This window comes from Bacillus sp. AK128, from assembly GCF_053903075.1.
The window spans coordinates 4,051,713-4,073,160 of sequence record NZ_CP096379.1 but is presented as its reverse complement, the minus strand read 5'-3'; the positions used below and the strand labels follow the sequence as shown (position 1 = coordinate 4,073,160).

21 protein-coding genes are annotated in these 21,448 nt (G+C 37.8%); 10 read left to right on the top strand and 11 right to left on the bottom strand.

Annotated elements, in window-relative coordinates:
* Window positions 1-20: 20 nt before the first annotated feature.
* Entirely contained in the window at window positions 21-764 is a 744-nt protein-coding gene (locus M1D60_RS20425; RefSeq protein WP_456276656.1) for a YqjF family protein, read from the top strand.
* A gap of 70 nt (window positions 765-834) precedes the next feature.
* Here M1D60_RS20425 and M1D60_RS20420 read toward each other — a convergent pair whose 3' ends face one another.
* A complete protein-coding gene (locus tag M1D60_RS20420) occupies window positions 835-2,025 on the bottom strand; it encodes a DUF418 domain-containing protein (protein ID WP_456276655.1) in 1,191 nt (396 codons plus the stop codon).
* A 153-nt stretch (window positions 2,026-2,178) separates the two neighbouring features.
* On the opposite strand from M1D60_RS20420, the gene M1D60_RS20415 reads away from it, so the two are divergent.
* From M1D60_RS20415 to M1D60_RS20400, 4 genes are all read left to right on the top strand, one after another.
* A complete protein-coding gene (locus tag M1D60_RS20415; RefSeq protein WP_456276654.1) occupies window positions 2,179-2,892 on the top strand; it encodes a response regulator transcription factor in 714 nt (237 codons plus the stop codon).
* Entirely contained in the window at window positions 2,889-4,631 is a 1,743-nt protein-coding gene (locus tag M1D60_RS20410; protein WP_456276653.1) for a sensor histidine kinase, read from the top strand. Before M1D60_RS20415 ends, M1D60_RS20410 begins: the two co-directional genes overlap by 4 nt.
* A gap of 124 nt (window positions 4,632-4,755) precedes the next feature.
* Window positions 4,756-5,742, top strand: coding sequence for an NAD(P)/FAD-dependent oxidoreductase (locus tag M1D60_RS20405; RefSeq protein WP_456276652.1), 987 nt, complete (start codon window positions 4,756-4,758; stop codon window positions 5,740-5,742).
* 83 nt (window positions 5,743-5,825) lie between these two features.
* A complete protein-coding gene (locus tag M1D60_RS20400; protein WP_456276651.1) occupies window positions 5,826-6,050 on the top strand; it encodes a hypothetical protein in 225 nt (74 codons plus the stop codon).
* Between the two features lie 106 nt (window positions 6,051-6,156).
* Here M1D60_RS20400 and M1D60_RS20395 read toward each other — a convergent pair whose 3' ends face one another.
* The 5 genes from M1D60_RS20395 to M1D60_RS20375 form a co-directional block, all read right to left on the bottom strand.
* The gene (locus tag M1D60_RS20395; RefSeq protein WP_456276650.1) at window positions 6,157-6,945 is read right to left on the bottom strand and encodes an ABC transporter permease; all 789 of its coding nucleotides are present in this window, start codon (window positions 6,943-6,945) and stop codon (window positions 6,157-6,159) included.
* Window positions 6,946-6,948: 3 nt separating this feature from the next.
* Complete coding sequence (locus M1D60_RS20390) at window positions 6,949-7,731, bottom strand: ABC transporter permease (protein ID WP_456276649.1); 783 nt, start codon at window positions 7,729-7,731, stop codon at window positions 6,949-6,951.
* Complete coding sequence (locus M1D60_RS20385; protein ID WP_456276648.1) at window positions 7,728-8,708, bottom strand: ABC transporter ATP-binding protein; 981 nt, start codon at window positions 8,706-8,708, stop codon at window positions 7,728-7,730. The genes M1D60_RS20390 and M1D60_RS20385 overlap by 4 nt, the downstream gene beginning before the upstream one ends.
* A 113-nt stretch (window positions 8,709-8,821) precedes the next feature.
* Complete coding sequence (locus M1D60_RS20380; RefSeq protein ID WP_456276647.1) at window positions 8,822-9,859, bottom strand: ArsR/SmtB family transcription factor; 1,038 nt, start codon at window positions 9,857-9,859, stop codon at window positions 8,822-8,824.
* A gap of 77 nt (window positions 9,860-9,936) precedes the next feature.
* Window positions 9,937-10,794 (bottom strand): helix-turn-helix domain-containing protein, encoded by an 858-nt coding sequence (locus tag M1D60_RS20375; RefSeq protein ID WP_456276646.1) that lies wholly within the window; start codon window positions 10,792-10,794, stop codon window positions 9,937-9,939.
* A gap of 117 nt (window positions 10,795-10,911) precedes the next feature.
* On the opposite strand from M1D60_RS20375, the gene M1D60_RS20370 reads away from it, so the two are divergent.
* The 3 genes from M1D60_RS20370 (at window position 10,912) to M1D60_RS20360 (ending at window position 13,032) form a co-directional block, all read left to right on the top strand.
* Window positions 10,912-11,262, top strand: coding sequence for a VOC family protein (locus tag M1D60_RS20370; protein WP_456276645.1), 351 nt, complete (start codon window positions 10,912-10,914; stop codon window positions 11,260-11,262).
* Window positions 11,263-11,293: 31 nt separating this feature from the next.
* Entirely contained in the window at window positions 11,294-11,662 is a 369-nt protein-coding gene (locus tag M1D60_RS20365; protein WP_456276644.1) for a VOC family protein, read from the top strand.
* 209 nt (window positions 11,663-11,871) lie between these two features.
* Window positions 11,872-13,032 carry a DUF4317 domain-containing protein gene (locus tag M1D60_RS20360; protein ID WP_456279509.1) on the top strand — a complete coding sequence of 387 codons (1,161 nt, stop codon included), beginning with the start codon at window positions 11,872-11,874 and terminating at the stop codon, window positions 13,030-13,032.
* A 167-nt stretch (window positions 13,033-13,199) separates the two neighbouring features.
* Here the strand turns inward: M1D60_RS20360 and M1D60_RS20355 are convergent, their stop codons facing one another.
* Complete coding sequence (locus M1D60_RS20355; RefSeq protein WP_456276643.1) at window positions 13,200-14,090, bottom strand: LysR family transcriptional regulator; 891 nt, start codon at window positions 14,088-14,090, stop codon at window positions 13,200-13,202.
* 133 nt (window positions 14,091-14,223) lie between these two features.
* On the opposite strand from M1D60_RS20355, the gene M1D60_RS20350 reads away from it, so the two are divergent.
* A complete protein-coding gene (locus M1D60_RS20350; RefSeq protein ID WP_456276642.1) occupies window positions 14,224-15,477 on the top strand; it encodes an APC family permease in 1,254 nt (417 codons plus the stop codon).
* 94 nt (window positions 15,478-15,571) lie between these two features.
* On the opposite strand, the gene M1D60_RS20345 is transcribed toward M1D60_RS20350, so the two are convergent.
* The 3 genes from M1D60_RS20345 to M1D60_RS20335 are packed head-to-tail and all read right to left on the bottom strand — an operon-like array spanning window position 15,572 to window position 18,640.
* A complete protein-coding gene (locus M1D60_RS20345; RefSeq protein ID WP_456276641.1) occupies window positions 15,572-17,788 on the bottom strand; it encodes a carboxypeptidase regulatory-like domain-containing protein in 2,217 nt (738 codons plus the stop codon).
* Window positions 17,785-18,096: a hypothetical protein gene (locus tag M1D60_RS20340; RefSeq protein ID WP_456276640.1), complete on the bottom strand. Its 312-nt coding sequence runs from the start codon at window positions 18,094-18,096 to the stop codon at window positions 17,785-17,787. The genes M1D60_RS20345 and M1D60_RS20340 overlap by 4 nt, the downstream gene beginning before the upstream one ends.
* Window positions 18,086-18,640, bottom strand: a complete 555-nt coding sequence (locus M1D60_RS20335) for an RNA polymerase sigma factor (protein ID WP_456276639.1) — start codon at window positions 18,638-18,640, stop codon at window positions 18,086-18,088. Before M1D60_RS20335 ends, M1D60_RS20340 begins: the two co-directional genes overlap by 11 nt.
* 211 nt (window positions 18,641-18,851) lie before the next feature.
* On the opposite strand from M1D60_RS20335, the gene M1D60_RS20330 reads away from it, so the two are divergent.
* Complete coding sequence (locus M1D60_RS20330; RefSeq protein WP_456276638.1) at window positions 18,852-20,036, top strand: diguanylate cyclase domain-containing protein; 1,185 nt, start codon at window positions 18,852-18,854, stop codon at window positions 20,034-20,036.
* Between the two features lie 51 nt (window positions 20,037-20,087).
* Here the strand turns inward: M1D60_RS20330 and M1D60_RS20325 are convergent, their stop codons facing one another.
* Window positions 20,088-21,398, bottom strand: a complete 1,311-nt coding sequence (locus M1D60_RS20325; RefSeq protein WP_456276637.1) for a YheC/YheD family endospore coat-associated protein — start codon at window positions 21,396-21,398, stop codon at window positions 20,088-20,090.
* Window positions 21,399-21,448 lie beyond the last annotated feature (50 nt).

Sequence of the window (21,448 nt, the reverse complement as noted above, 5' to 3'; positions counted from 1 at the left end):
ATTCATAGAGGGTGAGTAAGATGTATCAGGAACTAAACGAAATAGACCATCGTCCATTTCCGGCGCCAAGTAGTCCATGGGTGATGACACAAACATGGGATCAATTGCTGTTTATGCATTGGCCGATTCCGGTTGAAGAGCTTAAAAAGCATTTACCACCTCAGTTTGAACCGGACACATTTGATGGAACAGGCTGGATTGGACTTGTTCCATTTCAGATGAATCAAGTGAGGATGCATGGATTACCAAAGGTTCCTTATGCTCACTCCTTTCTTGAATTAAATGTGCGGACCTATGTAACCATTAATGGGAAGCCAGGTGTGTATTTTTTTACACTTGATGCAAATCATAAGCTAGCGGTAACAGCTGCACGAGCCTTATTTTCCTTACCATATGTACATGCCACGATGGAAATGATAGATAGCAACGGTACAATTGATTATCAAAGTGTACGCACGCACCGAGGGTATCCTAGTGCTAGCTACCATGTAGCGTATCGTCCAACATCGCCTGTCTTCACTGCTTCAAAAGGAAGTATTGAAGATTGGCTAACCGCACGTTATTGTTTATGGACAACGAAAGGTAAGCGTGTGTATAGGGGAGACATTCATCATGTACCGTGGAGTCTCCAACAAGCAGAGGCAGAAATTAAAATCAATAAGCTTACGCCATTTTTACCGGAGGCATACTTTGATACGGAACCGTTACTTTTATTTTCACCATCAATTCGCGCATTTGTGTGGATGCTAGATCGTGTTGAATAAGGAATAAAAATGAAAGGGGACAAGAATCGTCCCTTTATTATTTAACGTAACTACTTGTTGCTTCCAATCTCTACATTCCTTCGACATTCACTGTGTTCGTTTTGATTTTCCGTACCTTCGCTTTTCCACTCCATGATAAGTAGGTACCTATTCTCATCAACTTTTCAAATGGTCCTGATTTCCAAACCTTTAAATAATAATGACTCATCACGACTTGGAGGCTATAGATCAGGATCGATAGGAATACACCATTTAGAACACCTAGGTTACCGAACATGCCCAATCCGTATCCGTAGAAAATAGTGGTACAGATTAGGGTTTGAAGCAGATAATTTGTCATTGATAGACGACCGACGTTTTCAAATAACCTTAAAAGAGGAATAGATTCTCTTGTGTATAATAAGGCAAAGGCTAAGATGTATCCGATTGAAAGTAAAGGTGAACCGATTAGTGCTGCAGCTCCAGAAAAGAAGGAATCAGGAAAAATAATCATCATACTCTTCAATAGTAAGCTTATGGTAATTAAGGCAATAGAACCAACTACATACCTTCTTCGTTCCTGCTCTGGATTGGTAAACCAACCACTTTTCGCAGCAAAGAGTCCTAGTAAGAAGATAGGGCCAATAATGATTGGTGAGGCGATGGTGAGCAATAGATAGACGAAGTCTGGAAGCCCAAGTGGATCTTCTGCACTATTTCGAAATTCCATGGCTTCTCCATAGTCTCCACTAGAATAAGCGATATTAGCTTTTTCCAAATAGTCATTCATCCGTTTTTGATCTTCAGCTGTTTCTTCTAAGGTCCCCAAGCCAATTAGTGATGAAAGGATCAACAGTACTGATGCCCAAATCAGTAGAGTTTTCTTTTGACGATTGATAAAAACCATCATTAACAATCCACTGAAGCCATATATGAATAAAATATCGCCTTCCCATAGGAAAATGGAATGGAGAATTCCAAACACAATCAAAAGTAGGAAGCGACGAGCGAGGTGCCATTTCACTCTACTGCCCTTAGCTTCAAGCTTTTCTTTCATTTTGATTAATGAATAGCCAAACAAGAACATGAAAATCGGCATAAAGCTTCCTTCCACAAATAATTTAAGCCATATATGACTGATATGATCGACTTTAGTTGGGTTAAAGAAGTCCAATTCATCCTTTCCCCATATTCCATATTGAAAAATAAGCATATTCGCCAAAATAATTCCAATTAAACTAAAGCCCCTTAATCCATCGATCAAATTAATTCGTTCTTTCATTTCTTCATCTCCCTTTGTAACTTCCATGACCTTAGTGTAAATTTGGAAGCTTTCGTGTACGTAAACACGGGGTTACGACGAGATAAACATTTTTTCAATTTGTTCAACTGTTCGTAATGTTGCTGTGCTACGATATGGTCGAGGTGGATAATCATGGAAAGTAAAAACATTCTAATTGTGGATGATGAAAAAGCGATTGTGAAAATGTTGGAGATGATGCTAAGAAAAGAAGGCTTTCAGAATATATACACAGCTCACACTGGTCGTGATGCTTTAGCAATTCTTGAACAAACAAAAATCGAAATTATTATATTAGACGTGATGCTACCTGATTGTACGGGGTTTGATCTTTGTCCCCAAATCAGGCAGGTATCTCAAGCATATATCTTATACTTGACGGCAAGAGTATCGGATTTAGATGTTCTAACCGGCTTTGCGACAGGTGGCGATGATTACGTAACGAAACCCTTTAATCCACTTGAAATTGCGGCAAGAATTAAAGCCTATCTTAGAAGATCACCGAAAATCGAGGATGGAACCATATCTCAGGGCTCAAGGAGATATGATTTTGGTCGATTTGTTTTGGATGAAAAGGCAGGCGAGTTAATCGTAGAAGGTACCCCTATTCCATGTCCATCACAGGTGTATATGCTATTGCTCTATTTTTGCAAGCATCCTAATATGGTCCTTTCCAAGGCAGCATTGCTAGAGGCGGTTTGGGGCTTTGATCATTATGTGGATGATAATACAGTCTCTGTTCACATTAGAAGGATAAGAGAACGGATTGAAAGAGACCCAAGCCATCCAGAATGCCTGCTCACTGTTAGAGGGCTTGGCTATAAGCTAGTAAGAGGAAGACAGTCATGAAACGATTAAGAAATCGATTGTTCTTTCACTTTACCCTTCAATATATTTTACTTGCAGCGGGACTGATCATTTTATTTATCTTTCTAATGCTACTCTTAGTTCTTTGGCTGACAAAGGATGAAATGAAATACAACTACTATGATACAAAAATAGAAACCATTGCAATTGATACAGGAAGTTCCGTCACAACATTAGAGATGATGGAAGGCTGGGACAAGGACTTTGTTAAGGATGGAATTTGGGTACAGATTTTAAATCATAATGGAAAGGTCATTGAGTCTAGTAATGTACCGGAGGGGATTCCTACACAATATAATGAGCAGCAGATCTTTGAAATGAAGGAAACGAAACAGCTTCAAGGATACTCAATCCATTTTTATCTAGAAACCATGCTTGAAGAGCCTTATTTATTTGTGCTAGGGGTGGAGGATAAAGCAAGAGCATTCCTGCAAGAGGTCGTTGATGATTATGCAGGCCAACCGTTTTCAACCAGTGTCATTACAGAGCTTGAAAAAAAGGTCCACTCGCTCGAGGGATCGCTACTAGTATTAAGCAAGGATAACCGTAGCTTACTAACTGTGGGAGAAACCGTTGAGAATGAAAAACCTTTAGATATATATATTCGTGATCTAACACCTGATATATATGAAAAGAAAGTAAATACATTCAAAGAGCCGGAAACAGGAAACCTCTGGATTCTTTACACCCCTAATGAAAACAAAGAAGATATTAACATGAACTCTGTGTTGGGGGTTATTATTGCTTTTGCTGTATCAGCCGCAATTCTCCTTTTACTAACCATTGGTCTATCCATATGGAATAGCTTCCGATATGGAAAACCACTGTTTATTTTTACAAGCTGGCTTAGTCGAATGGGAAATGGACAGTATGAAGAGGTATTAACAGAAAAAGAGAAAAAACAGATTTTTAAGAAAAACGGTAAAGTTCGAATGAAGTACAGATTATATTCAGAGGTCTTTCAGGCTTTTTACACGATGGCAGAGAAGCTAGATGCCTCAACAAAGGAACGCAAGAGATTGGAGAAAACGAGAGAAGAATGGATGACTGGCATATCTCATGACCTCCGTACTCCTCTTACAACCATGCAGGGCTATGGCACAATGCTTGATCGTGGGCAATATGACTGGTCTCCACAGGAGCTCAAGGAAATTGGAAAGACCATTGGTGAGAAAAGCAGTTACATGCTAAGCCTTATTGAAGACTTTTCTTTAACCTTTCAACTGAAAAATAGTTCCTCACAGGTATATTTTCAACAGACAGATGTGAACGAACTAGTCGAAACCATCTTAAGAAAGTATAGGAGAGACCGGATAATAGTTCATGATCATCTCAGATTTGAACCAATATCAGAAAAGGTGTTCCTACCGATTGCTAAGCTTTGGTTTGAACGATTACTAGATAACTTAATTTATAATGCCATCAACCATAATCCAGAAGGAACAACCATTTTAATTAAGCTTAAGAGGATTGAAAATGACTTCCACATGATAGTAGAAGACGATGGATTGGGGATGGATGAAGAAACCCAAAAGCATTTATTTACCAGGTACTACCGCGGAACAAGCACAGATGAACGAAGAGAAGGTTCAGGGCTAGGCATGAGCATTGCCATGGGTATCGCTCAGCTCCATAAGGGAACGATCACCGTAAATTCTGGGATAAATAAAGGGACCATTATCACCGTGATCCTACCGATAAATAATAGTAAAACGGATTAGCAGAAATAATGGACAAATGTAGGACGGTTATGCATCCAAGTGAAGCATAACCGTCTTTATTTGGTGACTTAGTTTGGCTATCAGTTATACAATAGATGGTACAAGAGAAAAGGGGGATGTCTACATGAGTAAGCATGCACCAATCGTCATTATAGGCGGGGGAATGTCTGGGGTCATGGCTGCCAGAACGTTAAAGGAAAGTGGTTGCGATGACATACTAATAGTGGAAAAGAGTCGAAGTGTTGGAGGCAGAATGGCAACACGTAGAATCGAAAAAGGTAAGGTCGATCATGGTGCCCAATTTTTCACTGTACGAACGGAAAAATTTCAAGTATTTGTTGATGATTTACTTAAAAACGGAAAGGTTAATCGTTGGTTTGGTGAGATGTATCCGCGCTATTCAAGTGTTGAAGGTATGAATCCCCTTGCAAAAAATCTAGCCGAAGGAATTCCAGTTCGTTTACAAACTAGAATGATAGACATGAAGAAAGTGTCTGGTGGATATATCGTCATAACAGACCAAGGTGAGTCTATTCAGGCAAGGGCTGTCATTATAACAGCCCCTGCTCCCCAGGTGAAGGCATTGCTTGAAAGTGATGACTTACAGGTGGAAGCAAAGGTTTTGCGGAAGCTTGACGAGATTGTGTTTCTGCCATGCTTGGTAGGTTTATTTCATCTTCAACAGCCAACAAAATTGCCGGAAAATGGCCACTTAGATACTAACCTTCCAGAGGGGGTAATGCGCCTTGTTGACCATGAGAAAAAGGGGATTTCTTCAATAACAACAGTCAGTATCTATATGACGGGTGAGTGGAGTAAAGCTCATTATGATCTGAGGGAGGAAGAGGTGCTAGAAAAGATGAAGCAGGTGACAAGTGAGTATGTTGACTTTGAATCTGTTGTTTCTAGACAACTGAAAAAATGGCGCTATGCTGAGGCTGTTCAGTTTTTACGCCAGCCTTTTTTGAATACGAATCTAGAGTATCCATTATTAATAGCGGGAGATGCCTTCCTACATGAAGAGGATAAAGCAGACCGCACGCGCTTGGAAAGTGCCTTCCTTTCAGGGGTTGCTGTTGGGGAAGAGCTAGTTAAATTGCTTAATAAATAATTACTAAAGGACAGTTTTCTTACCTAACACAAGTAACTTTATAGAGTCATAAGATAAAAAAACATTAGAAAGTAAGTGATCTTATGCGTGGAGTTGTGATTACTGGTATGAATGGGGTAACCTATCACGGCTTTCCTCCTCACTCGTTGGGGGCTTGGAGTCAGCCAATCTTGGGTAGCCCGCCATATCATTACTATGTAGTTGGAGGGACACAATATAATATTAATCCAGAATCAATATCTGGTTTTCCCTATTGGGATGCAGTACAAACTGTTCCTTTGCGACCGATGCGTCCGATTTTATGGTGAGTTTGAAGGATAGGATTAGTTCTTATGGCTCATTTCGTTATGGTAAAATAAATCTCATATTTGCGCAAAAAATTGCCCTGAAAAGATAACCTTTCAGGGCAATTTATTAATCAAGTTCCATGGTACCTTTTGAACGAGACAGATATTCTGCATATTTTAGTAGGAAAAGGCTAATGGTGAAAAATCCGCACCCTAATAGGAGCTCTTCACTTAATAAAGGAAAAATATTAGAGTAGGTCCCTTCGTTTAGAATTTCCTTTGTTAACTGAACACCTCTTGTTAAAGGGATGAACTGTCCAATGTTCTGCAACCACTCTGGTAATCTTGTATATGGATAACTCGCACCACTCATTAAGAGTAAAAGACTTGCAAGCAAATTGGACCAAAGATGCATGGAAGGTGACCAGAGGCAAAAGCTACCAACGATGAGGCCAAGTCCACACGCTGAAAATATAGAACAGATCCAAATTAGTAGCAATACGAGACTATCTTCGAGCGATATAGATACTTGAAAAAGCAGCAACCCAAACAGTAAACCGATGATGGCTGTCACTAATCCATTGATTACATGGGCCAGAGATCGAGATAGAAATAGACTAACCTTATTTGCTGGAGAAGCCATAACTAAGTGAAGTGTTCCCATCCTTCGATCAGAGGTGACGACAGACATAATCCCAAATGCAGCATTCATTACACAAAGAAGCAGGGCATTTGCGCCTAAATAACCTGCCAGATTTTCTCCATTGTAAACATAGTTTACTAAAGTAGCGAAAAAGAGAAGTTGGCTTAGCGGACTTATCACCATAACCAGTAAGTACACTTTCGGATCAAGCCACCCAAATAAAGCTTTATACGATAAAAAACTATGCCGTGCAAATCGAAATACTGCTTCCATTCTCTAGTAAACCCCCAGTTTTCCACTAATTCTAGCTTTTAAATCCATTAACCGGTAACAGTACAAACCAATTAATACATAGAACAAGATAAGTACCATAATCGCTGTAAAAGAAACAATGATACTCTGATAGGACAATGTTTCCGTGGTCACATCTCGAAGTAGTTGAATCGCCCATGTTGGTGGTATTAAATATGAAAAGGCTTGAACCCAAGCTGGTAAATATGAAATAGGAAACATGAAGCCACATATTAAATAAATAGGATATTCAATAAAGTTCATGAGAGCTTCGGCTTGTCTGGAAAGTGTAAATGCTAAGGCTAAAAAGAAAGAGAATACAGACAATGCTAGTAACACCAATATAAGAGCAGGGCCGAATAACCAAGGGTGGTAAAAATTTAATTCTAGTTGAAACACAATCTTTAAGTATAAAAACGATAGGGCCATAGAAGCAAGTCCCCAAATCATGTTAGCGATAATCTTGCCGATTAGGGTAATCGCAAACGGAACAGGTGAAATAAAAATGATTTCAAGTGTTCCATAAAACCTCTCTCTATTCACATCGCTTGCAGAAGAAAAGACGATTGAAGACCAAAGAGCCATGAATCCTGAACCTAAAAAAACATAATGGAAAATTGTCTCACTCGAATCTGTTCCATAAATAAAAATAGCCAAAGTTGAAAAGAACAGAGGAGATATCCAAATAATAAACTTAAACATGGGTCTAGCAATAGAGAGCTTCATATGAACAAGGATTGTTTGATATAAAGATCTTAAAGTCATCATGATACTTTCTCACCAATTGTTTTCACATACGCGTCCTCAAGTGTAGGCTTTGATATGGATAAATCAGTGATTACTGAATCCTTGACCGTATCATAAATGAAAGGAATAACAAGCTCAGGATTATTTGTTTGAATACGCAATCTATAGGTAAAGTCATGCAAATCTACCTGGATATGCTTGAGACTTGTGAGACTCTTAATAGAATCAATTTCTTCTTGAGTTGCTCCTAAAATGCTACATTCAATAATCGACAATCCATCGACCTTCTTTTTTAGGTTAGAAGGTGTATCAACCTCAATTAATTCTCCCTTATTGATAAACGCAATTCGATCACAAAGTTCGTCTGCTTCATACATATAATGAGTGGTTAGTAGAATGGTTGTTCCTTTTTCATTGAGCTTTCGTAAAAGATCACGAAGCTGTCTTGCGCTTACAGGGTCGAGGCCAATCGAGGGCTCGTCAAGAAATAATATTTCAGGTTGGTTAATGAGACCCCTAGCAATTTGTAGTCTTTGCTTCATACCCTTTGAAAAGGTTTCTACTCTTTGATGGGCTACTTCGTCAAGCCCTACTAATTCCAGCAATTCTTGAATTCGCCCTTTCTTAATAGCGGGAGGTACTTTATATAAATCAGCAAAATACGATAGATTATCATAAGCAGATAAGCGCCAATATAAATTCCGTTCTCCTCCGAGGATAAAATTGATATGAGGTCGTAAGAGAGAATAATCGGTAACCGGATTAAGTCCTAAAATCGAAATTTCACCTGAATTAGGGATTAGCATAGTAGACAAGATCTTGATCATCGTCGTTTTCCCAGCTCCATTTGGCCCAAGCAAGCCAAAAATCTCTCCTTTTTTTACAGAGAATGAAATCCCTTTTAAAGCATCTACTTGTCTTCTTTCTTTTTTGAACAAGCCCACCTCCGTTAAATAAGAACGGGTGACATTTGATACGTTAATCGCAGCATGGTTCATTATATATACCTCCTTATTAGATGCTTATCTTATAAGATGATTATATTACTAGTTATAGGAAAGTCAACCATTTTCTAGAAATAAAAAGATAGCCTAATCCTTTGTGGATTAGACTATCTTATTGGACTTATAAATTCCTGTAGTTGGTTTAAAATAGATTCGGTATGTTCTTGGTTATAGGAAAAGTATTTAATCGTTCCTACCTTTTCTTCCTTTACAAATCCTGCTTTCTTTAATAATTCGAGATGGTGAGACACCGTAGCAGTTGTGATCCCAAGGTATTCAGCAATTTTGGCACCATACTCCCTTTGTCCTGATAGCATTTTTAAAATAAGGATTCGATTTCGATCAGATAATGCCTTTACTTGTAGCTCAAGCTCTGCACTTTTTTCTCTCAAGTCCTGCAAAGGAGCCTGAACCCCGTAAATTACAATGCAGCTTTTGGAGTCAAAAATTCGCATCCGGTAGGTGGAAAAAAAGTAGGATGGAATAAATTGATATACCTGATATAAGCTTGTACGTCTAAACGTTTTCCCCATAATGTATTGCGCTAGGGAAAGAGGCTCCATTTTTAACGTTTTGACTTTGTTAATTGCTTCCTTAACCAGGCTATTTCTATGCTCCAGCTCTTGTTGGAAGACAGTGGATTGATTTACCTTGACGAGTATATTCAAAAACTTCTTTCTAAATTCAGATAAAGTTGTAATGAGGTGGACTAGATTAGCTCGTTTCTCCTCCGTTTCCCACCAAATCGAAACTTCAGCCTGTAGAATCCTGTCTGGAGCTTTAATGAATTCCTCAAGCTGATCCTGAGGTATTGACTCCCCAAAAAAATGATATAAAAAATCACAATCAGATAGTGTAGCTACCTTTTGTTGAAATAATTCAGCGTCATAATAATAAGGGCAAGGGAGGAGATAATTAAATAGGAATAAAAAACTCCAATCCTTATATCTTTCCCAGCTGTTAAGGAATTCTGTAGATTCAGGATCTAATTCGTTTAATAACTGACTATGTAATGTGGATAGCTGCGATTGTTGTTCAGGGTTCATTAAAGTGGATAAAAAGGCTATGCTCTCAACAACCGGTGAATATAAATGTTCCACCACTTCCTCCTGCTCATTAGAACGATTTTCCCATTCAAACGCCATGTTAACACCTCATTTTCATCAACTATCATTATAAGACAACCATCTAATAAAAGAAACAAGGATTAATATAAGGAATTCTATTCTTCTTTTAATAGATCCTCGATATCTTGTTTTACTTTTTTAACAAGTTCTCCTTTTGCTTCGAATTCAAAAAAGAACTTTGACTGACGCAGGTATGATAGGCTCTCCTTGATCTCTCCTTGCTTCTTGTAGAGCATACCTAACATATGTGTAGTTTTCCCAAGCATGAAACTTAGTTGATTTCTTTCTAAAAATGAGAGGGTTTCGTAAGCAATGAAAATAGCTTTTTCTAGATTCCCTTTATAGTAATAGCAGTAGGCTAGATTGTACCCTACAATGGGGATGATCTTTTTATCTTTTAATTTCACCTGGAAAGCCGCATAATAAGCTTTTTGGAAATAAGGGAAAGAAGCATGGACCCCTTCTTTATCAAGACATACCATTCCAATTGAATTACAAATAAAAATATCTAGTTCCTTAAGAAGATGGGGATTATAAATTGATTTTAATAGGGATAAGGCCTCCTCATGCTGTTCTTCCTGTTTGTGTTTGCATATTCTTTTTTGCCAAGTAATGAATCTGGAAATCTCAACATTATCTTTATACTCTTCATGTACTTTTACTTTTTCTTCGAATTCCTGTACAACGAGAGATAGCTCTATATATTGTTGATTATAGGCTAGTTCTCTACATATCTCTTTATATTTATCAATCTGAAGGTCATCTTGATTATGAAGTAAGTCATCTAAGGATACATTTAGTTTTTTACTGATCCTTAATAAGACTTCTAAACTAGGCGTTTGTTGTCCCATTTCTATACGATATAAGGTGGATTCATCACAGACTCCATCAGCTAGTTCCTTTCTTGTCATCCCCAGCTGATCTCTAAAAAAGCGAATTTTTGTTAGTTTCATAACTTCCCTCGCTAAATGTTCCTAATTTTATGCGCGAATGCATATACCCGTTAATACCATACAATTCTATACTTAAAATATATCACAGGAAAATAATAGGAGGAACAATGACAACAAATGAATATCATAGGGTTAACTATTCAAGTTCGAGTTAATGATTTTAACAAAGGGGTGAATTGGTATACAACACTTTTTGATAGAGAACCAGATTTTACACCTCATGATCATTTTGTAGAGTGGAAATTAACCAACGATACTTGGTTACAAGTTTCAAAAGGAGAACCCTCCCAGAACAGCGGTCCCATCAGACTAGGGGTAAAGGATATTCATCTGGAGAGGGAGCGAATTAGTAAAGTGCTTCATATTGAAATTGAGCCTGTTCAAACAAGAAAAGGTGTTCCTGCAGCATGGTGTACATTTAGTGATCCATGGGAAAATAGAATTGGATTATATGAAGACTTGTTATAGAAAATCTGATAATGCGATAAGGAGAGTAACTATGAGTAACCAGGTTTGTGTGATAGGTATTTATGTATCAGACTTAGATAAAGCCGTTAACTTTTATACAAATACGCTAGATTTTCAAGTTAACAAAAAATATGGATCGAAAATTGTCACGCTTGTTAACGGAGAGATCCCAATGGTAATTGAGGAAAACGAAGAAGTAGTCTACAACCAAAATAAAGAAGTTTCAGGAATAGTATTAGCATTTAGAACGGAAGACATCGAAAAAACAATCAAACACTTAACTGACAAAGGCGTGGATTTCGTGGTCGATGAACCAACCAGCTGTCCTCCAGGAAAATATATAAGCTTTAGAGACCCTTTTGGAAATATTTTAGAATACATCCAATTTGAGAATATGTAGTCTTGTCTAGCCTAGCATGTGCTAGGCTTTTTGTGCATTAGTCTGCGCTATGAGATAGCTGGTAAATAATTATATGCGCTAAAAAAATGAAAATCTACACTCTCCTATAGTTCGTTTATCAAGGAAACTAAAAAATGATAGTATAATAGAGTGAAATATAATAATAAACAAACCATAACTATAAAATCGAACCGGGAGATTAACTAATGATGAACAAAAAAGACGTAGCAGCGATTCGTAAGCAATTTAAACCGGATAATGATCGAATGAAAATTAATGACATCTTTAATGTATATGTGATGAAAGAAAGTAGTGATATTTTATACCAGGAAAGTCGGCCTTTTTCCATGCTTGATCAAGACCAACAGGAGTTATTTTTTAATAACTTTAAAAAGGTACTTGGAGGCCAACTAGATGAGAAGCTATTTCAGCTAAAGTTCCAAAGAGAGGCAGACAATCATAGCCAGCTGATTCTTCATAAGGGACTGCTCGTTTCTGATGCGGAAGGTTGGAAGGAGGAAATGCTCCAGCTTGTTGAGAAGATGTTTAAGGAAACTACATATGAAATGGATGTTGTCGTTACATTTATACGAGGGGAATATTACAAGCCAACGAAAGAAAGAAATGATTCTGACGATGAAAGTGTCATGAATACGGTCTATTCGCACTCGTTTATTCTTTGTAGTATTAATCAGACAGAGGCTCCGAAAAAGAATTTGTTGTTTGATTATGTGGAAAGAGAATTTAAATACAATTTGGTCGTTGATCCGATTATTAATCTTTCATCACCTGTTGCTGGCTTCTTATTTCCTTGCTTTATCGACAACGCAGCAGATGTAAACCATATCTTATATTCTGCAGCCAAGCCGAATCAGCCTGATTACCACTTTATCGAGCATGTGTTAAATAGCCAAGAGATTACAACCGCGAAAGAGAATAAAGAGATTTTTGAAGAAATCGTTAGGGAAGTATCAGGTGACCATCTGGATACAACTATCCTATCCAATGTTTATGAAGAAATAAACCGAGTCATAGAAGAGTCAGAAGAAGAGACGCCACAGCTGGATTACAAAGATGTAGAACGTGTGTTAAAAGTGAGTGGGGTCGAAGGGGTCAACACCGAAAAGGTTGAGATGGCTTTTCAAAAAGTAGTAGATGATGAGAGATACGAACTCAAGGCTAGTAGTATCATGCCAAACTATAAAACGAAATCAATTAAAATCAATACAAAAGTCGCTAACATCTCCATTAGTCCTCAGGATTTAAAGTATGTCAAACAAATCAATTATAACGGCAAGAAATGTATATTAATTGAAGTGGATGAGGATATGGAAATTGAAGGGTTTAAGTTGGATGTTGAAACAATGTAGTTAATTCTAAGCCTATACTTTTTCGATAGATAACAGGTCTTCTTTATTAAAGGGGAATGAATCTAACATATAGGGAATTAAGAGCACTTCAGAAAATAATCTGAGGTGCTCATTTTTTTAGAAGGCTACCCTTTTACCCAAGTTCCACTACCCCTGGTCACTGGTCTTCAATCCCAATCGCGTGCATGCTCTTTTACCAGATTGATAAAGTTTAAAGCAGCGGGAGATAGCCACTTATTTTTATGATAAGCCAGAATGGTCGCTACGCTTCCCAATTGATCGTCCCAATGGATAGATTCTAATTGTTTGTTTCGAAGTTCTTCCTGGACCGTTACGATTGGTAGAAGGGAGATCCCTAAGCCACAAATTACGCATTGCTTGATTGCCTCAATACTCCAAAATTCCATTCCTGCTTCAGTTTGAACCCCCTTTTTTCGTAAAAAGGCCTCAAAATAATCCCGATAACTTCCTTGTTCGGTAAACAAAATATTTTCATTGTTTGCTAATTCCATAGAATCAAGAGATTGCTCTCTTAACTGATGCTGTAAAGGGAGAATCATTGCTAAAGGCTCATCCTTAAGCTTCTCCGTATAAATGTCGGAATCCTCAAACTCAGATTGAATGAAAAAAGCAACATCCAATTCACCCTTTCGAAGGTCCTCCTGTAAGCTCCAACAGGTACCGGACTTAAACGTAATCTGAACCTTGGTATATTTCTTTCTGTAGGCCTGAATAACAGGTGGCAAGCGATAAACTGTAAGTGATTCAGGGGCCCCAATCCGAAGTTCTCCAGTAGGTTGATCCTCTAGATTAGTAATATCTTTTGCTTTTATATATAGCTGAATCATTTCTGTGGCATGAAGTAAAAAATGTTTTCCTACATCTGTTAAAATGACTTTTTTGCCAATTCGATCAAATAAAGGTGCTCCGAGTTCCTGTTCAAGTGCTTGAATATGTGCCGTAATCGTTGATTGAGCATATCCCAATTGCTCTGCAGCACGTGTGAAACCTCCTGCATCCACTATTTTCTTAAAAGTAATGAGCTGTCTGATTTCCATGAATCATTCCCCTTTTCAATCGAATTTACCGATGATTTGCATCTAATCTATCTATTTTACTGATTGAAAATAACGACATATAATCAAAATATAGGAAATGGAAATTATTATCAATAACTTTTGGGGTGAATGTATGAAAAATAGAAAAATAGGCCCGATCCTTTTGAGCGGCCTCATTATTGGACCAATCCTTGGTTCTGGAATTATCATTTTACCACCAGCCGTTTTTGAATCATCAAAGGAATATGCCATTATTGCATGGGGGATTATCCTAATCCTAAGCTTTTTGTTTGCTCAATTATTTGGCAAATTAGCGATACTTTATCCAGGAGATTCAGGGATATCTCTTGTGATTGAGAAGGCATTTGGAAAATCGGTGAAGAATATGTCTGCAACATTCTTCATTTTGGCTGTCTGCTTCGGTCCGATCGCAGTCCTTTCAACAGCAGGACAATATCTACAGCTAGTCTTGAATCTCCCCGTGACAGAAGGGGGATGGGTTACATTACTACTATTCGGTCTATGCTACATCATACTGACTAGAAACATTACTTCCATCGGAAAAGTCGCGTTATTCATGTCAAGCTTTGCCGTCATTATCCTTTTAATAGGAAGTGTTTCGACCATTTATGCCACGCCGAATTCTTTTCATCTATCGAATCCCTTTGAAATAAAGAACTTCGGGTATAGCCTGCTGCTTCTCTTTTGGGCATTGATTGGCTGGGAGGTAATCGGGAGCTATTCATTGGAAATACGCGATATTGAAAAAACGATACCTAAAACCGTAATTTTGAGCTTTTCCATTATTTCCGTTGTCAGCATATTGGTAGCATTTGCTTATCAGCAAACAGCTTCTAGTGAGACCCAGTCGCTTGATCTCCTGTTGTCGACTGCCTTTGGGCCATGGTCAACCGCATTGATTTCTGTGATTACGATCGTTTTATGTTTGAGCACGGTACTACTAGTAATTGGAGCTGTATCCCGGCTAATCAGTGATCAAGCTAAAATTGCCGTGCTTCCTAGATTTTTAGCTTACAAGAATCATAAGAATGTACCTGTGAATGCGTTGCTCATGATGTTTGCCATACATGTCATCGTCGTAGGACTTTTAACTCTTCAAATAATCTCGGTTCATCAGCTCGTCGCGATGGCAAATGCCTTCTTTTTATGTAATGCACTACTTGGTATATTAGCTTCTTTCAGGCTCTTCTCTGAACTGAAAATGAAAGTTGTATGCATCGTGTTAGCATTGAGCTTTATCACCATCTTATTGTTTTCATCTATCCCAATCATGGTAACCATTGTCTTGATCATTGTTGGCTTTATGTATTCTCAATTTAGGGAAAATAAACAAAGCACTCCCGAGACGATACGAAGTCACGGATAAAATAGAAAAATCCCCTGTTTTGGTAGAATAGATTTCTCTGAGAATCTATTACCAAGAAGGGGATTTATTTATAATTTAAATACTTAATTACAGATTACCTTACTTCCAATAACGCCTTAATAAAAGAAGCTATGGCGACAGGTTGAATTGATTTTAGTTCTACATCTCCTTCAAAATAGCTGTCAAGGAAATGTTTCACGTCTTCAATGGGCTCACTTTCTAGTTGGATGATCATTTGTTTCCAATCCTTTTGATTGTACCCACGTTCTGGATAGTTTTCTGCAATGTGAAGGGCTTTTTCGTAACTATTATTGAGATAGATTTCAACTGCAATCCAATTCCCGACAAACCGATGACTCTGGTCTTCCTCCATTACATGTTGGAAACGATCTCGTGCTTCTTCTAGTTTTCCTTGCTTCATTAAGGCTGTAGCATAAAGGGACTGTACATACGTAGAAGGTTCTCCGTCCACAATCATTTGATACTTCTTGAACCAGTGATTAAATTCTTCCCAGTTTTGTTTTCGATAATAATAGTCCACCACTTGATACACGTTGTGTTCGGTAGGCTGAAGTTCTGCCAGCTTCTTCGTGTATGGGAAGGCCTTTTCGATTCTTGCCTCAAAGCCTTTTTCCTCTAATCCTATTAGCCTTGTAATCATTCGTAGGCTATGAATATCGTTTGAGTTGTTCTCATAATCCTCTTTGTACTGGGTGAGGGCTTCTTCAATTTTACGATCCATCACAAGTCGATCTGCTTTTGTCATGGTTCTTTCTTTCAAATAAAAAGTAGGGATCCCATCCATCGTTTCTTCATTTAATCGATAGCCATTACTTCTTGTTAGGAGATTTCCATCCTCATCATAGGCTGTTACATACCAAGAAAAGCGACCGGCTGTGTTGGCGAATGCTAATAAACTTTCCGGCTGGATTGTCTCCATAATTGGATCACCCCCATAGACAAGTCCTACACTTTTCGCATAAAGCTCTTCAATGGGAACATCAATCCTAGTTTCTTTGATCCGTCCGAGGAAAGGGACTCCAGTTGATCCAGATTCATATTCAACCTGAAGACTTAACTCATAGTATGCAGCATAATCTACAGGACTCCATTCGAACGTCACTGAATCCGTGGTAATTTCCTTAAAATCTACAGGAGAATGGGCCGTAATCAATGGCATAAATTCGATGTTTTCAATGAGTTCCGTTTCCCCTTGCACATCAATCCACTCATCCATCTCAACCGGCCACGTCCAGCCATCCACCTGATGGAAGGTAAGTCCTAATTGTAATTGATAGCTTCCTGGGAGAACCCCGTTAAACTCATAGTGACCATCTTGATTGGTAACTGTGTAAAAGGGATCGTCAGGATTAGGACTCATGTTTGCCGTTCTTTCATCACGTAAAAATACACCGACGTTTGCAAGTGGCTCCCCGTTGCTTTTAACAATTCTCCCTTTTATCGTTGTTAAATGGGTCTCATCATTGTTAAGAGCCTTTTCTAGATGATTTCTAAGTGACATAAGATTTGAAATAAACGGGCTACTATGCAGAAACATGTTGTCATGCTCTAATTTTTCATCCGATTCAAAAGTCTGCTCTTCCCATTCCATTTCTAACTCTTCGATGACCTTTGTTAGTCGGTCAAATGCTTCTTGATACTGATGGTTTCGAAGCATCTCTTTCACTTCTGCTTCCGTGATTTTTGAATAAACCTCCAAATGATCATCAAGCTTTTGCTCTTTTAGGTAGGTTATAAATTGATCAAGCTTAGCAGGTTCTCCTGCCTTTTCTGCAAACTCCATTCTTTTGAGCAATAGATTTTGATATTGATAAGTAGCTGAGCCATAACGGTTTTGAGCTTCAGCTAATGCTTGATCAGCTTTTACATATTGATTATTCTGTGTGTAATAAGAAGCTAAAATCTCTGCTGCGCTTTGGATATATCCTGATACCGGAGCATGTGAAATATAATCATGAAGATAAGGAATGATTTCCTCTAAAGTAAACAAGGGACTAGTCGAATCATGGTTCACTGAGGACATCGCTGAGCCAATGTACACGTTATAATGACCAATAGCGGTTGGCTCAATCATGAAATCCTTGATGACCTCCCATCTGTAATGATCACTCGAACCCTGCAACAATCCTTCTATCCGTCCTCGTGCTTTTGTTTCTTCATGATTGGCTAACTCATGGTGTGCGAGTTTAAGTTCTATTTTAGGCTGGATGAAAAAAGCGAATAAAGGGAGTGCTGCAAACAAAATGATAAAGGAATACACAAGATGTTTAACCTTTACTTTAACGGTCATTTTTTCGCCACCGCCTTTTCATATAAATCACTCCAATACACATTACCGGATACCTCGACTAACTTACGATTAGTAGGTACTTGTTCCTGAGGGAGAAACATCACTGAACCAGCAATCCCAATAAATAGGAGGGTAGCTGTAGCGAAAGGAATGACAGGGATGGTTAATTCCTTATTCCAAAGAAGGTTCAATCTTTGACGAATTGTTTTAGGACGAGTTTCTTGTAGAACTTTTTCAAAGGACGTAAACGTTACATCTCGTAACTCCTGATCTAGTTGCTGCTTCATTTGCTGTTGGTTATTCTGCATGCTTTAACCCCCCTTTAATTAAAATTTCTTTTAACAGCTTCCTACCTCGGGAAAGTCTAGTTTTAATTGTGCCTTCCTTTTCTTTAAGCTGATCTGAAATCTCATAAACTTTTAATTCATTAAAGTAGTGTAAGGTAATCACTTCCCGGTACTTGTAGTCTAGCTGTTGAATTGCTTTATATAATTCCGAATTTTGAGCTAGCGTCAATAACACGTCCTCAGGGCTATCGAAGGTGTCGTCATCCTCCAACCTCTCAAACTGATCTTCAAAGCCTACTAATATATGTTTCCAGCTCCACTTTCGCATTCGCGACCGACAGAGGTTTAATGTAATCATCGTTAGCCAATTCCTCAGCCGTTCTTCGTGCTGAAGTTGATCAATTTTATTAAATGCCATAACAAAGCTATCCTGAACAATTTCTTCTGCCACCTGACGATCCTTTACTAATAAAAACGCCGTTCGAAGAAGATAGTCACCGTGATCTTCCATTAACTGGGCAAGTGCTTTTTCTTCCTTTTGCTGCAATCTTTGAACAAGGCTCACTATCTTCTCCTCCTTTCATGAATGTAGATGCTGCTTGATGTCATTTTGGTTTCATCTTTTTGGAAATTTATTGGCTAGTTTATTTTAATACAGGGCTGGTTTGTAGTCCTGAAATGTATAAAAGTATAATAGTTAGGGTTACGGAAGAAAATAAAAGAAAAACTCTATTAGTATATAGTACATCACTCAGTGTTTTAAAAGGTGGTTCATCATGCTACAAAATTTACTAGAACAAGGTTCGTTTCAGAATTTGTTTGAAAATCATCCTGATGGAATATGCGTCATTGATTCTAAAAGTCAATTTATATATATAAATTCAGCGTTGGTCAATATGTTAGGGTATACCAAGAATGAACTCCTTCAATTATCACTAAATCAACTAGAAAAAACGAATGGTGAAAGAGGGAGTGATAAATACAACTCCAGACTTGAATTGGTCCATAAAGAAGGTGACACCATCACGGTAAGATTGACCGATTTACCATTAATAATGGACGGGGAAGAGCTAGGGAAGTTTCTTAGGGTAGAGCAAGTGGAACAACAAACAGAACTAACTGATATTCGCGATATTATCTCATTAATTTCAGAGAAATCGCATGATGTGATCTCCACTATTTCAGCAGAGGGCTTATTCACCTATATCACTCCAAATGTAAAATCAGTTCTCGGTTATACACCAGAAGAGGTAGTGGGGAAACCTGCGACCTTTTTCAACCATCCAGACACGAACAAAAAACTTCTTGAACATCGCAGTGAGTTAGTGATGAGTCAGGATACAGTAAGATTTATTAGTCAAGTTCGACATAAGAACGGGGAATATCGTTGGTATGAAACAACTGCCAATTATATACGAGATGACTCAGGGCAGATTATTCAAACGATTGGTCTAGGACGTGACATCACAGAAAGTAAGGAAACAGAAGCGAAAATGACTCACCTGGCCTATCATGACAGTGTGACGAATCTTCCAAATCGTCGCCAGTTTATAAGCCGGGTGAATTTGATTTTGGAACAGAATAAATGTGATTCCCACGGTCTCATGGTTATTGATTTGAATGGATTTAAGTACGTGAATGATACATTTGGTCATGACATTGGAGATCTATTACTAATCGAAGTAGGAAGAAGGTTAGCAGACGCAGTTGGAGAAAAGGGATTGGTGGCCAGATGGGGTGGAGATGAATTTACAGCATTTAGAATGAGTGCAGAGGAAGAAGAGTTAGCATCTTTAGTGGAAAGAATTGATGATTTAATAGCTCAACCAATAGTGATATTAGGTAATGAACTCTCGGTTACCGCAAGTATAGGAGTTTCTATCTCATCTCCAGGTGAAACATTAGAGGACCTAATAAAAAAAGCGGACACTGCTATGTATCAAAATAAGAAAAATAAATGAAGGGACGGTTCTATTTGCTTCCAAAAGAAGCAAGAGAACGGTCCCAAATCTCTAAAAACCAGCAAGAGATTTTGCATATTTGATGGGAGTTGTCCTGATTTTCCTTAATGTTTTTCGTTTTTTTAGTTTCTTTAAGCTCTTAGTACCATAAATTCTATTGTTGATTTCAAGGATCCATGCACGTTTATTTCTATCAATTATGACATCGAATACAACATCACCATAGTGACCAATTTCTTGATCAATAAGGTTACCAACCTTCTTACACTGCTGAACCGTTTGATTGATTATTCGAACTGCCTCTTTGTTGTTAACGCCGAATAGTAATTTAATAGCCTTTTTTCCAGTGTACAAGCCTGATAAATGTTTATAGTTCGTCACAATACTATTCTTTTTAGATACACGCCCAACCGTTCCTTGGCAAATCCATTCTTTGTTTTGATCCTTTTGAAAATAGAGCCTGAAGTCTACATGTTTTCCTTTATAATGAGTGGCGATGCCTTGCTGTAAAAGGTATCCATTTTTATTGGTTAGCTTTGATTTACAATACTTTTTTAACTCCCTCTTGGAATGAAGAACCACTCGTTTTCTACGATGATCAGTAATGATAAATGCTCCATCTTTACTTTTTACCATTTTAATTCCGTTACCTTGCATACCTTGGACAGGCTTAATATAAACATGCTCATGCTTTTTAAGCATTTTCAATATGCTTTTATACGATTTATATCGCATTGTATCAGGTACGAGTTGACTAGTTTGTGATTCTCTTGAACATACCTCCCAAAGCTTTTGCTTATTGAACACATGTGAATTGAAAATAGTGTTCCCCATCGTCTGCTGGAGTTTATTAAAGAGGTCTTTTTTTATTCTGATACGTTTGAAAATTGAATCTGGGTAAGGAAAGATTCCCTTTTTCCACTTTGATTTTTTCTTCGGACTATAATAGTAACCGGTGATTGTTTGATTTTCTGTATTAATACCAGCTGCCGAGAACACAAAGACGAGTCCATTAATTTTCCTATACTGACGTAAACGAGATTTATATTTTTTTAAAGTCTTTCTTGTAAATGAGTTTTTTCTTTTCACGAGAAGACCAATAACAGGACCGATATGGATGATGTCCTTTTCGACGTTTACTTCGTATTTTAAACTAGAAGGTAGAGTGAAGGGAATTATACGTTTTGGTAGTTTAATGACATGACTGGATATTTTGCTTGAAATCACAATAGGAAGTTGCTTTGACCATTGTCCTATTTTTAACGTAAACGTTTTCGAAGTCAGGTTATATCTCGTCGCAAACTCTTTTGAAACTAAAATTCTTTGTTTCTTAGACTTCTTATTTAAAACCTGGTATTTCATAGTACCACCCTTCTCTATTTTTGAATCATACAAGTTAGTTTATGAAAACA